The organism is Acidovorax sp. K2F, assembly GCF_025246485.1.
Classification (GTDB): Bacteria; Pseudomonadota; Gammaproteobacteria; order Burkholderiales; family Burkholderiaceae_C; genus Acidovorax; species Acidovorax delafieldii.
This window is the reverse complement of sequence record NZ_JAOBSQ010000032.1, coordinates 216,555-229,477: the sequence shown is the minus strand read 5'-3', so window position 1 is coordinate 229,477 and position 12,923 is coordinate 216,555. Positions and strand designations below refer to the sequence as shown.

The following is a 12,923-nucleotide window of genomic DNA, read 5'->3' as shown; positions in this document are numbered from 1 at the left end:
ATATCAGGGTGAACAGCGTGACCAGCCCCGCATCGCCAAACACCAGGCCCACCAGCGGCACGCCGATCATCAGCGTGTTGCTGAAGGTGTTGGCCAGCGCCCGGGCGGCGCCCAGCGTGTTGAAGCCCTGCACCGCCAGCGTGGCCGCGTAGACCACGCCAAACGCCACAAAGTAGATGCCCACGGGGCCGAAGTTGAGGTCTTCGATGTGCACCGTGCTCATGGTGCGAAACAGCAGCGCGGGCGTGAGCACCATGAACACCAGGTTGGCCAGGTCCTTGACGGATTCGGCACGTATCCAGCCGCGCCGCCCCACATAAAAGCCGATGGCAATGAACAGGATGACGGGGATCAGCGAGGTGAAGACAGGAGAGTTCACGGAGAAAAGCGCGCCAGGTAGGCAAAGGTGGGCGCCGATTGTCTCCCATGATCCCTGCCGACTCGGCGTGCTGCGCCCAACGCACACCCACGTTTTGCTGCATATTCAATAGCTATTAACGCATATTCCACTAGCGCTTGGCGCCGATTTCTTTCAAATCCTCTGGTCTGCGCTCGCTGGGGGCGTATCCGCTGCGGCGCGCGGCGCATCCGGCGACAGCAGAGCCAGCAGCCCTTGCAGCCCCTCCACCCGGTGGTCGGCCAGAGGCCAGGGTTCGACCCCCGGCCGCACCGTCTGGACGGTGGTAGCCCCCAGCGCGCGCCCGGCCGACAGTTCGGACAAGGGGTTGTCGCCCACCACCAGCATCTGGCGGGGCGCGCAGCCCTCGCGGGCCAGGATCTGCTCAAAGAGGGCCTGCTTGCCATGCGCGGCGCCGGTGGGTGGTGCGTCAATCGCGTCGATGAGCACCTGTTCGAACCAGGGGCGGATTCCCAGCGCATCGATCTTGCTGTCCTGCAGGCGCTGAAAGCCGCTGGTGACCAGATAGCGCCGCAGCGGGATGCGGGGCAGCAGTTCGATGTCGGCGTAGCCTCGCAACGGCGCCTTCGCCTCCATCTGGCTGAACTGCTGCCACCCCGCCGCGCGCATGGCGGGCGTGAAATGGTGGCGCTGGGCGACCAGGTCGAACGCGGTGAACCAGCAGGCCTGCAGCGCTTGCGCAAGGGCCTCAGGGCTCAGTGCGCCCTGGTTGGCTTGCCGCACCGCCTCGAAAGCGGGCTCGAACAAGGGCCCCACAGCCCGGGCATCCATCAGGCAGTTGTCCAGATCAAAAACAGCAACGGTGTAGTCCAAGGGCATCGCTCATCAAAAAAGGTATCACTGAACGGCGTGGCGCGTGCCGGGCAAACGCCGCCCGCCTCATCCGGCCACGACGGACACCCCGTGGTCTGCCAGCGTCAGGCTGACCGGGGCACCCACATCCAGCGGCAACTCCACCAGAGGCGACACCACAAAAATGGCGCCCAGGGCGCTGGCAAAGGTGTATTCCATGACGCTGCCCAGGTAGGTGCAGCGGGTGACCCGCGCGGCCAGGCCTGCCGATGTTGCAGGGCCGATCACCCAGGCCTCCGGGCGCACGGCGATCTTGACCGGGCCTGCGGGCAGTGCGGCGGGTGACGGCACGAGCAGCGGGCCCAGTTGCGCATACCCGGTGTCTGCATTGCTACCCGGGCTGGGCGCGTGGTTCTGGGCCGCGAACAGCATGGCCTCGCCCATGAAGCCCGCCACAAATTCGGAGGTCGGTTGCTCGTACAGCGCGCTGGGCGCGCCGCTTTGGGCGATGGCGCCCCGGTCCATCACCACAATCTGGTCGCTGACGGCCAGGGCCTCGGACTGGTCGTGGGTGACATAAGCCACGGTGAGCTTCAGGCGCTGCTGCAGGGCGCGAATTTCCTCGCGCATGGAACGGCGCAGGCGGGCGTCCAGGTTGGACAGGGGTTCGTCAAACAGCAGCACGGCAGGCTCCAGCGCCAGCGCGCGGGCCAGGGCCACGCGCTGCTGCTGCCCGCCCGACAACTCGTGCGGCCTGCGCTGGTCCAGGCCGTGCAGGCCCACGGTGTCGAGCATGGCACGCGCCTTGTCGCGCACCTGCTGTTTGCCCAGCCCCGACAAATGCAGGCCGTAGACCACGTTGTCGATGACGTTCATGTGCGGAAACAGCGCGTAGTTCTGGAACACCAGGCTCACGTTACGCTGCGCCGGGCCGAGGGGGGTCACGTCCTGCCCGTCGATGAAGATGCGGCCCGATGTGGGAGATTCGAGCCCGGCAATCAGGCGCAGCGTGGTCGTCTTGCCGCAGCCCGACGGCCCAAGGATGGTGGTGAGCGTGCCGCGTGGCACGCTGAAGCTGATGTGGTCCACCACCAGCGGGGCGCCGGGCGATGCCCCATACCGCTTGCACACGTCCCTGAATTCAATGCCGTGATGGCCCGCAGAGTTCGTCATGGTGCGTACGTTTTGGCGACTGCCATGTCTGAGGCCGATGGGAAGCTCAATGAACGACAACTGGCCCCATGAAACCCGCGCGCCCTGCGCCAGAGCAGCCGAGCAAGGGCCGCCCCGCAGCAAGGGCTGCATCCCCCTGGGGGGAAGGCGCCGCAGGCGACACAGGGGGGCTTCATATCAACTTTCCCAGGCCACTACGGCATCCACGCCGATGACCTGCCCCGCGTCCATGCGGTTGAACAGCGTGACCTGGGCGCCCATCGCCTCGGCAATCTGCCGGCAGATGGACAACCCCAGCCCCACCCCTCCCTTCCCCGCCGAAAACGGCTGGAACAGTCGCTGCCGCACGGCGTCGTCGATGCCGGGGCCCTCGTCCCACACCAGCACCTCGCGCCGCCCAGTGCTGTCGCGCAGCAGCACACCCAGCCGCCCATGGGTGGGCGTGTGGTGGATGGCGTTGGCCAGCAGGTTGCGCATAAGCTCGCCCAGCAGCGCCGCGTCGCCGGGTGCCCACAGCGTGTCGGGGCCCTCCAGCGCAAAGTCGAGCCGTTTGGCCGCAATCAGCGGTGCCAGTTCCATCACGGCCTCGCGGGCAATCGCGTTCAGGTCCACGCTGGGCAGCTCGCCCATGCGCTTGAGCTGCTCCACCTTGCTCAGGCTGAGCAACTGGTTGGCCAGGCCCGAGGCGCGGTCCACGGTGTGCAGCATCTGCTGCAGCGCATCGCCCACCAGCATGTCACCCGCCATGGCGGCCTGCAGCTGGGTGCGCAGCACGGCCATGGGGGTGCGCAGCTGGTGGGTGGCATCGGCCAGAAAGCGCCGCTGCTCCTCAATCCAGCGGCTCTGGCTGTGTTGCAGCTCGGCAAAATGCTGCACGGCGGGCGCGAGTTCCGACGGGCCTTCGTAGATGCGCTCTGCCGTGCCCACAACGTCGCCGCTGGGCGGCCGCATCAGCGACACATCCGCATGCCGCAACCAGCCCGATGCCGCCCGCGCCAGCAGCACCGCCACGGTGGTCATCGCCAGTGCCAGCAGAACCGCCCACCACAGGCCCGAGCCACCGCCCAGCAGGCGGCGCCCACCCGGCAGGCGCTCGGCCAGCGGGCGTGCCGCCTGGCGCACCACGGGCGCAGCCACGGCGTGCCCCTCCTTCACCCCGGTGGGCTGGTACAGGGTCACGGCCACCCGCACCAGTTGGTCCCCGACCTGCGCCAGGTAGAAGTGCACGGCACCGGGGTCACGCACCACCTCGGTGGGAGGCACGCGCGGCAGGTCGGCGCTGCCCGCCAGGCGTTCGCCGTCCAGATTGCTCTCGCGGTACCAGACACCGGGCACTGGTTGGGCAGGCAGGGATGCGGCAGGCTCTGCTGACAGATCTGCAGGCCAGTGCGCCAACGCCTGGCGCAGGGCCTCGTCTTGCGCGGTGGCGTCATGCTGCGCCTGATAGGTCCATTGCACCACGCAGATCACGGCCACCAGCCCCCACAGCGGCACCAGCCAGCCCACCAGCAGCACCCGCTGCAATGAGCCGCCCCGCGGCCGCCAGGGCCGCCGCTGCCACCGCCGCAGCGTCACCGGGCGACCCCGCCTTTGTCGGATTTTTCGGATTTTTCCGTCTTGTGGGCGGCCATGCTGTCGGCGTCGCACAGCAGGTAGCCCACGCCGCGCAAGGTCACGATCTCGGCGTTGGTGCCCACCAGCTTCTTGCGCAGCCGGTGCACCACCACTTCCACTGCGTCGGCTTGCACCTGCTCGTCCGTGTTGGCAAACACCTGGGTGCGTAACTCTTCCTTACTCACCACCCGGTCCACGCGCGACATCAGTAGCCGCAGCAGTTCGGACTCCCGCTGCGACAGCTCCAGCGGCAAGGCATCGTTGTAGAACACGCCACTGCCCGGCTCTCGGTACAGCGCCCCGCAGCGCAACTGCCCGTCGCGCCCCACACGGCGCGTCAGGGCCCGCAGCCGCGCTACCAGTTCGTCCAGGTCAAACGGCTTGGCCAGGTAGTCGTCAGCCCCGGCCTCCAGCCCCGCCACCCGGTCCGTGACGGCCGCGCGGGCCGTCAATGCCAGCACCGGCGTGGTGCTGCCGCCGTCGCGCAGGCGCCGCAGCACCTCCAGCCCGTCCAGGCCCGGTAGCGACAGGTCGAGCGTGATCACGTCAAACGCGGTGCGCCGCGCAGCCGCCAGGGCCTCCTTGCCATCGGCACAGCACAACACCTCGAACCCACGGGCCACCAGACTCCGGCTCAGGGCCCCGGCCAGATCAAAATCGTCCTCGACCAACAACAGTTTCATCCCCCGATCATGCCGCCTGCGGCAGGCCCGAGCCACTGTGCTTCTACGGACGCGCGATGAAAGGGAAGCGAAAGGCGGGTTCGTCCTTCTGCGGCGTGCCGCTGTACAGTGGGGCCCAGCCTTCTGGAATCCGCCGCCATGAGATCACTTTTGACCCAGACCGCGCTGTCAGGCCCTCGTCTAAAGACCTTGCAACTGCTGGTAGCCGCACTGGCCCTGTGCATGGTGCTGCCCGCCCAGGCCTCGCAGTCGCTGCGCTGCAATGGTTCGCTGGTGGGCAAAGGCGACTCTCCGGTGACCCTGCTCCAGAAATGTGGTGACCCTATCTACCGCCAGGGCGTGTGCATTTCCATGCTGCAGCTGGGCTGGGTGGTGACGCCCTACCGCCCGGGCAGCCCCGCAGCGGTGCTGGCCAACCAGTGCGTACCCATGGAAGAGTGGACCTACGACCGGGGGCCGGGCACCTTCCTGGGGGTGGTTCGCATCTACAACGGCGCCATCGAATCTGTGCGCGACGGCGACCGCGCCAGATAGTGGGTGCCGCTGACCCTCCTGCCTTTCAAATGTCGAGGAAGGCGCTCAATCCTCAGGAAGTTGCAGCGATGACGATGCTGGATTCGTCAAAAACCGCCGTGGCTTGCTGGCCCGCTCGGACCTTGGCTCCCTCAGCGGCAAAGCCCACCAGCTGGATGCCACTCGGCAGCTGCAGCACCACCTCGGGGGCTGCACCGCGAGCGACGCTCCGCGCCACTCCGGCCATGGCATTGCCTCTGGGACTGGACAATTCTGGGGCCACCAGAACCGCTGTCGCCTTGCACAGCGCCAGCACACTCAGCCCAGCCTTCAAACCCAGCAACTGCGCGCTGACCCGGGTGATGGATGCATGCAGCGCCTGCCCATCCGCCAGCAGCAGCTGCACACGCACCAGCCCTCCCACTGCCCGCACCTTGCCCACGGTGCAAGGAAACTGGTTGCGCATGCTGGTGCGCAGCGCCAGTGCGGCGCGGCCAGTCGCTGCGTCGTCGTCGCTCTTCAATCGCCCCAGCACCTGCTGGCGTGCATCCGCCAGCGCATGTGCCGCCTGCAGCACCCGCTGGCCGGCTGGGGTGAGCGCGGCACCGCCGCCGCCGGTGCCGCCCACCACCTTCTCCACCAGTGGCACCCCGGCCAGGTTGGTCAGCGTCTCCAGTGCCTGCCAGGCGGCCTTGTAGCTCACGCCCGCGCCCCGCGCCGCCTCGGAAATGGAGCCCACCTCGCCAATGCGGCGCAGGATGTCGATGCGCTTGTCCGTGGCCTCGTGGCCCAGCACCTCGGCCAGTGGCAGTGAAGAATTGCTCATGCGGGCATGTTAACTGGGTGGTGCTGACGCTTGAGGCCTCGCTGTTCATCAACGGAATAGCGCAGCGGCTGACATGCTACAGTCCCGCTATTCCAATGAAGAATAGCGAGTCTGTCGTGAAGCGTTTCCTGTTGTCCGTGGCCGCCTCGTTGGCGATGGCGGTTTCGGCCCAAGCGGGTGAGGTGTCGGTGGCCGTGGCCGCCAACTTCACAGCCCCGATGCAAAAGATTGCCCGCCTGTTTGAGCAGGACACCGGCCACAAAGCCACGCTGGCTTTTGGCTCCACCGGGCGGTTCTATGCGCAGATCAAGAACGGTGCGCCGTTTGACCTGCTGCTGTCCGCCGATGATGAAACCCCAGCCAGGCTCGCGAAGGAAGGCCTGGCGGTCGATGCCAGCCGTTTCACCTACGCCATTGGCAAGCTGGCCCTTTGGAGCAAGCAGCCCAGCCTGGTAGATGCACAGGGCCAGGTGCTCCAATCCGGCACCTTCGAAAAGATCGCGCTGGCCGACCCCAAGCTCGCCCCTTACGGAGCCGCCGCAGTGGAGGTAATGACCCAGATGGGCGTGCTGAACACCCTGCGGCCCAAGTTTGTGCAGGGCGAGAACATTGCCCAGACCCACCAGTTCGTTGCCACCCAGAATGCCCAGCTTGGCTTTGTCGCCCTGTCGCAGGTGATGGCCGATGGTCGCTTGGTGGAGGGCTCGGTGTGGGCCGTCCCTGCAGCGCTCTATACCCCGCTGCGCCAGGACGCCGTGCTGCTGAACAAGGGCCAGGGCAACGCGGCAGCGGCGGCATTGCTGCAATACCTTAAGGGCGACAAGGCGCGTGCGGTCATCCGCGGCTTTGGCTACGAGCACTGAGATACTCACACCCCATCCACGCCACCGCCCTTTTCTTTTATGCCTCTGGGCCCTGAAGCACTGCAAGCCATCTGGCTGACCCTGCAGCTTGCCACCCTCACCACCCTCGTGCTGCTGTTGATCGCCACGCCACTGGCCTGGTGGCTGTCGCAAACCGAGTCGTGGTGGAAAGGGCCCGTGGGCGCATTTGTGACCCTGCCGCTAGTGCTGCCGCCCTCGGTGCTCGGCTTTTACCTGCTGGTGGCCATGGGGCCCGCCGGGCCGCTGGGGCAGTTCACGCAGGCCATGGGCTGGGGCCTGCTGTCGTTCACCTTCACGGGCTTGGTGATCGGGTCGGTGGTGTTCTCGATGCCGTTTGCGGTGCAGCCGCTGCAGCATGCCTTTGAGTCCATGGGTCGTCGTCCTATGGAAGTGGCCGCCACCCTGCGGGCCAGCCCGGTGGATGCGTTTTTCACGGTGGCCTTGCCGCAGGCCCGCACTGGTCTGCTCACCGCGGCCATCCTGAGTTTTGCCCACACGGTGGGCGAGTTTGGCGTGGTGCTGATGATTGGAGGCAACATCCCGGGCAAGACGCGGGTGGTCTCCACCCAGATCTACGGCCATGTGGAAGCCATGGAATACGCCCAGGCGCACTGGCTGGCGGGCGGCATGGTGCTGTTCTCGTTCGTGGTGCTGCTGTGCCTGGCGCTGCTCAAGAACCGTGGCTCGCGGGTGCTGCCATGAGTGCGCCTGGAGACCTGCGCATCCGGCTCGCTCTGCTGCGTGCCGACTTTGAACTGGCCGTGGACCTGCACCTGCCCGGCAGCGGCATCACGGTGCTGTTTGGCGCCTCGGGCTCGGGCAAGACCAGCGTGCTGCGCTGCGTGGCGGGGCTGGAGCGCGCGCACCCCGGCCTGGTGGTGGTGGCTGGCGAGGTGTGGCAGGACGATGCCACCCAGGTGTTTCTGCCCACCCACCAGCGGGCGCTGGGCTACGTGTTCCAGGAGGCCAGCCTGTTCGAGCACCTGGACGTGCTGGGCAACCTGCGGTATGGCCTGAAGCGCGCCCGGTCTGCGCAGGCCGAGGCCACGCTGCACACGGCCATCGAACTGCTGGGCATCGGCCGTCTGTTGCAGCGCCGGCCCGGCCAGCTCTCGGGCGGCGAGCGCCAGCGGGTCGCCATTGCCCGTGCCTTGGCAACTTCCCCCCGGCTGCTGCTGCTGGACGAGCCCATGGCCGCACTCGACTTGGCGCGGCGCCAGGAGATCATGCCCTGGCTGGAGCGCCTGCGCGACGAGCTGCACATCCCCATGCTGTATGTCACGCACTCTGCCGACGAACTGGCACGGCTGGCCGACCACTTGGTGGTGCTGGAGGGCGGCCATGTCAAGGCCGCCGGGCCAGTGGACCAGGTGCTGTCGTCGGTGCACCTGCCCGTGGTGCTGGGCGACGATGCGGGCGCGCTGCTGCGCGGCCAGGTGCTGGAGAGGGACACGGCCTGGCACCTGGCGCGCGTGGGTTTTGCCGGTGGCGCCATGTGGCTGCGCGACAGCGGCCTGCCCGTGGGCCAGGCGGTGCGGCTGCGAGTGCTGGCCCGCGACGTGAGCCTGACGGTGCAGGAGCCCATGCAGACCAGCATCCAGAACCACCTGCCCTGCGTGATCGACTCGGTCGCGCCCGACGCCCACCCCTCGCAGGCGCTCGTGCAGCTGCGCTGTGGGGAGTCTTTTCTGCTCGCGCGGGTCACCCACCGGTCCCTGCATGCGCTGGGGGTGGTGCCCGGCAGCGCGGTGTGGGCCCAGGTCAAATCGGTGGCGATTGTTCCTTGAGGTGCCCACCTGCGGCCCTGCAGCCCGGATCCGCACGCCCTCGCAGGGCGTGGCCACGACGCCTTATGGGGCCACGCACACGCCCAATGACTGACTTTTGGCCTGGTACATGGCGGTGTCTGCCGCGCGCAGGTAGTCGTCGACCGTCGCCAGCCTGGATGCGCTGGTGGCCAAGCCAACACTCGCGCCACTGATCACGGTGTGTTCGCCGATCACATAGGGCGCGGCAAGGGCGGCGGCGATCTGCTCTGCCCGTTGGCTGGCTTCAGCGGGGTCAATGGACTCCAGCAGCACATTGAACTCGTCGCCACTCATGCGGGCGACCAGATCCACCGCCCGCACGCATGATTCGAGCCGCCGCGCCACCTGTTGCAATAGCTGGTCGCCCACATGGTGTCCGTAGCAGTCATTGACGGCCTTGAACCCGTTGAGGTCCAGCAGCAGCACGGCAAACATCGTGGCCCCACCGCGTATTGGCTCGCCATCACCGTTCACCCCGTCGTTCTGGTGCAGCGCGATGAGTTGTGCGAGGCGATCGCGGAACAACGGCCGGCCGGGCAAGTTGGTCAGCGCATCGTAGGAGCTGCCACGCTCGGCCAGATCACTCAACGATCCCGCCATGCGCACGGGAACACCGTCTTCAAACTCGGCGAGCCCGCGCCAATTGACCCACACCAGCCGCCCCGCCCCGTGGAACGCACGGAAGTCCACCGAAAAGTTCGCGCTGTTTCCGGACAGGTGCCTGCGGTAGGCCTCCTGCACGCGAGCGCGATCCTCGCGATCAATCAGTTGCTCGAGAAAGCGCCAGCCTCCGTCGTACACATGATCGCGGCTACCCAGCCCGACGATCTGGAGAAAGCGCCCGGACACATGCAGGGCGTCCGTTCGCAAGTCCCAATACCAGATACCGTCATTGGATCCGCGGGTCGCCAGCGAATAGCGGTTTTCGGAGCGCAACAGATCGAGTTCGGTGTTCTTCTGCTGGGTGACATCGATCATCAGGCCGATCATGCGGTTCGGGCGACCCGGTTCGACCACTGCGCGGCACAGGTCACGCACCCACACGACCTTGCCCGACTTGGCAATCAGCCGGTAGCTCATCTCGTAGGCATGGCTGTGCGTGGCGGTGTAGGCGGCATCGTCGATCACCAAGGCCTCCTCCAGATCATCGGGATGCACATGCGCCCTCCAGAAGCCCGGGTCAGCCCGCCACTCCTCGACGGAGTAGCCGAACAAGCGTTCGACCTGTGGGCTCAGAAAGGTATTGCCCACCCCGATTTCAGCCTCCCACACCACGCCATCAATGGTTTCCAGCAAGCGCAGAAAGCGCTGGCGAATTTCCACCAGCACCTGCTCGGTGACCTCGGTGATCTCGATCAGGACACCCTGGCGGCTGATCACCCGCTCTGCCGCATCCGTCTCCGGGTGGAACTGCAGACGCACCCAGCGGTAGTCCGCGTCGGCAAAGCGCAAGCGGAACACCGGCATGCCCGAGCGCATGGTTCCGATGTCGTCGGGATGCACGAACTCCAGCAATGACCTGCCAAGCGCCGCTGCCACCGAGTGGCCAGTGAGCTTGTGCCACGCCGGGTTCAGATACGTGATCTCCCACAGCGCATCGGTCTGCACCACCGCCTCGGGAAGCAGTTGCAACAGGTTTGCGGACGGCGTGGGAGTGATGGGCATGCAGGGCTATTGCAAATGGGTCAGATTCATGCCGGGCCGCGCCAAACAAGTCCTTCGCGCGTCGCGCGACCCGGCGTTGGGCGGCCTGCTGCGGTGCCAATCCCATTTCCGAATCGGTTGCGCGCCATCACCGGGACTGAGGCAGCGTCGCCTTGACGGATCGAAAAATCAACCACGTCAAAGCGAGTATGGCATGCATCCAAGTCACCTTTGGACTCGGTGGTTTGGGTCCGGGAGGTGTGCGAGCCAGCAACGCCCTCCTCCGCCGCTGGCTCACTCAAAACATCACGACGGCATCACCCGTCAGAACGCCACCTTCACCCCCACCGTCAGATTGCGCCCCATCAGCGGCGCTGCGTTCTTGATGAACGAGGTGTGCGCGTACGCCAGGCGGTCCGTCAGGTTGTTGGCCTTCAGGTACACCTGCCAGGGGGTACCGCTGCTGAACTGGCCGTTGTAGCTCACGCCCAGGTTCAGCATGCCGTAGCCGGGCGTGGCGGTTTCAAAATCGGCCACGCGGTTCTGGCGGGCCACCTGCACCCATTCCACCTGGCCTTCCCAGGCCTGCCAGTTGGCGTCCAGCCGCACACCGGCGCGGGTGGCCGGGATGCGCGGCAGCAATCCACCGCCGTCCAGCTTGGCGCGCACGGTGTCGCCAAACAGGGTGATGCCCAGATTGCGTGTGAGGCGCTGGCGCACCTGGCCTTCGATGCCGGTGAAGGTGGCGTCGGCCTGGCTGTACTGAAGCAGTTGCAGGCCGTCCAGCGCGTCGAGCGTGCGGCCATAGATGTAGTTCTGGATGCGGTTGCGGAACACGCTCACGCCGAAGGTGGTGTCGCCGCTGGTCTTCTTCAGGCTCACATCGATGTTCTGCGAGATTTCGGAGCGCAGGTCGGCGTTGCCCCGTTCGTACGTGCTGGTGGCCATGTGCAGGCCCTGGGCGTACAGCTCTTCGGCCGACGGCGCGCGGCTGGCGCGGGTGAAAGAGGTGCCCACCTGGTAGCCCGGCGTGAACTTCCACACCGCGCCCAGCGACGCCGAGGTGCCGTTGTGGCTGCGCTCAATGCCGCTGGTCTGGGCCTCGGCCGTCTGGCGGTCATGGCGCAGGGCGGCTTCAAAGCGCCAGTCGTTCCAGCGGTACTCCTCCAGCACGAAAAGGCCCGTCTTGCGGGTCACAGTGGGCTGCACATAGGCCTCCTCGCCCTCGGCGCTGAACTTGCGCTGTGAGGTCTGCAGGCCGATCACGCCCTTGAAGCCGCCGATGGGCTCGTGCTGCAGCTCGACACGCATGTCGTAGGCCTTGTTCTTGAAGGTGGTGCTGATGGCGCCGTCTTCGACCTCGTCGTGTTTGTAGTCGGTGACACCCGCGCGCAGCCGCAGTGCCGAGAAGCCCGCAAACGGGTTGCGCAGCTCGCCCCGCACGTCAAAGCGCTCGCTGCGCAGGTCCACCACCGGCACATCGCCTGCGGCGGCGTCGTGGTCATGGCCGTCGGCTTCGTCGTCGGCGTGGGCGCCGCAGTGCAGGTGGTCGCCATGGGTGTGGCAGCCGTCAAAGCTGTGATTGTGGCCGGGCAGACCGTACTTGGCGGTCTGGCGGGTGTAGGCCGCCCCCAGGTAGCCCTGGTCGCCCACCCACGACAGGCCCACGCTGCCAGTGTCCGTGCGGTTGAAGCTGCCCAGCACCTTGCTACCGCCCGACCAGCCCTTGCCCACGCGGTAGTCGCCCGCATCCCGCGCCACACCCTCCACATGCACGGCCAGGTTGCCCGCCCCACCCGTCAGCGAAAAGGCCCCGGCGCCCTCGCCCGCCCCCGAGTTGGCGCGCAGCTCGGCGCTGCCTTCGTAACCCTTTTGCGGGATGGCGGTGGGCACCTTGCCGTCCAGCACGTTGACCACGCCGCCCACGGCGCCGTTGCCATAAACCAGGGCCGAGGGGCCACGCAGCACCTCGATCTGCGTGGCCAGCAGCGGCTCGGACACCACGGCGTGGTCGGGGCTGATGGTGGAGGCGTCGTGCAGCTCGGCGCCATCGCTCAGCACCTTGACGCGCGGGCCGTCCATGCCGCGGATGATGGGCCGGCTGGCGCCCGCACCGAAGTGGCTGCTGGTGATGCCGGGCTCGCTGTTCAGCGTTTCGCCCAGTGTGGCCTCGCGGCGGCGCACCAGTTCATCGCCTTCCAGCACGGTGGCGGGGGTGGTCATGTCGCTGGCGCCCAGTTGCAGGCCGCTGGCCGAAACGGTGACTGCGGGCAGACTGGGTGCAGCGTCAGCCGCCGCAGCGGGCGCGGGTGCAGTCTGCGCCTGGGTGGCAACGCTGGTGCCAGACAGCGCCAGCAGGGTCGCCAGGGCCACAGGGTGGAGCGCCGGGCGTGCACGGCGGGAAGCAAAGCGGTGGGTAGAAAAGGTGTGGGTCATGGTGGTGGCCTGCAACAAGGCATGCGCGGCGCTGGCGGTGCCAACGCGCCTGCGCATGCCGACCCGCGCCCGGGGCGCGGGTTGATGAATAAAAACCGCTGCAAGCGCTAGTGAAATATGCGCTAGCAGCTA

General features: G+C 67.1%; 12 protein-coding genes. 4 read left to right on the top strand and 8 right to left on the bottom strand.

Features of this window, described 5'->3' with window-relative positions; translation table 11 throughout:
• The 5 genes from N4G42_RS11685 to N4G42_RS11665 all read right to left on the bottom strand — a co-directional run.
• The coding region (locus tag N4G42_RS11685; RefSeq protein WP_260667276.1) for an AEC family transporter at nt 1–379 on the bottom strand (379 nt) is incomplete at its 3' end.
• Between the two features lie 153 nt (nt 380–532).
• Nucleotides 533–1,237 carry an HAD family hydrolase gene (locus tag N4G42_RS11680; protein WP_260667275.1) on the bottom strand — a complete coding sequence of 235 codons (705 nt, stop codon included), beginning with the start codon at nt 1,235–1,237 and terminating at the stop codon, nt 533–535.
• 60 nt (nt 1,238–1,297) lie between these two features.
• The gene (locus N4G42_RS11675) at nt 1,298–2,383 is read right to left on the bottom strand and encodes an ABC transporter ATP-binding protein (RefSeq protein ID WP_260667274.1); all 1,086 of its coding nucleotides are present in this window, start codon (nt 2,381–2,383) and stop codon (nt 1,298–1,300) included.
• Nucleotides 2,384–2,560: 177 nt separating this feature from the next.
• Nucleotides 2,561–3,898: a sensor histidine kinase gene (locus tag N4G42_RS11670; RefSeq protein ID WP_260667281.1), complete on the bottom strand. Its 1,338-nt coding sequence runs from the start codon at nt 3,896–3,898 to the stop codon at nt 2,561–2,563.
• Between the two features lie 56 nt (nt 3,899–3,954).
• Entirely contained in the window at nt 3,955–4,680 is a 726-nt protein-coding gene (locus N4G42_RS11665) for a response regulator transcription factor (RefSeq protein ID WP_260667273.1), read from the bottom strand.
• Between the two features lie 138 nt (nt 4,681–4,818).
• Here N4G42_RS11665 and N4G42_RS11660 point away from each other — a divergent pair, with 138 nt between their 5' ends.
• Entirely contained in the window at nt 4,819–5,214 is a 396-nt protein-coding gene (locus tag N4G42_RS11660) for a DUF2845 domain-containing protein (protein ID WP_260667272.1), read from the top strand.
• A 52-nt stretch (nt 5,215–5,266) separates the two neighbouring features.
• On the opposite strand, the gene N4G42_RS11655 is transcribed toward N4G42_RS11660, so the two are convergent.
• On the bottom strand, nt 5,267–6,019 hold the full coding sequence (locus N4G42_RS11655) for a TOBE domain-containing protein (protein ID WP_260667271.1): 753 nt from the start codon (nt 6,017–6,019) through the stop codon (nt 5,267–5,269).
• A gap of 116 nt (nt 6,020–6,135) precedes the next feature.
• On the opposite strand from N4G42_RS11655, the gene modA reads away from it, so the two are divergent.
• The 3 genes from modA to modC are packed head-to-tail and all read left to right on the top strand — an operon-like array spanning nt 6,136 to nt 8,690.
• Nucleotides 6,136–6,882: a molybdate ABC transporter substrate-binding protein gene (gene modA / locus N4G42_RS11650; protein ID WP_409557819.1), complete on the top strand. Its 747-nt coding sequence runs from the start codon at nt 6,136–6,138 to the stop codon at nt 6,880–6,882.
• A 39-nt stretch (nt 6,883–6,921) separates the two neighbouring features.
• Entirely contained in the window at nt 6,922–7,605 is a 684-nt protein-coding gene (modB, locus tag N4G42_RS11645) for a molybdate ABC transporter permease subunit (protein WP_099730282.1), read from the top strand.
• Nucleotides 7,602–8,690: a molybdenum ABC transporter ATP-binding protein gene (gene modC, locus N4G42_RS11640; protein WP_260667270.1), complete on the top strand. Its 1,089-nt coding sequence runs from the start codon at nt 7,602–7,604 to the stop codon at nt 8,688–8,690. The genes modB and modC overlap by 4 nt, the downstream gene beginning before the upstream one ends.
• Before the next feature lie 63 nt (nt 8,691–8,753).
• Here modC and N4G42_RS11635 read toward each other — a convergent pair whose 3' ends face one another.
• Nucleotides 8,754–10,376 (bottom strand): sensor domain-containing diguanylate cyclase, encoded by a 1,623-nt coding sequence (locus N4G42_RS11635; RefSeq protein ID WP_260667269.1) that lies wholly within the window; start codon nt 10,374–10,376, stop codon nt 8,754–8,756.
• Between the two features lie 303 nt (nt 10,377–10,679).
• Entirely contained in the window at nt 10,680–12,791 is a 2,112-nt protein-coding gene (locus tag N4G42_RS11630; protein WP_260667268.1) for a TonB-dependent receptor, read from the bottom strand.
• Nucleotides 12,792–12,923: the final 132 nt, after the last annotated feature.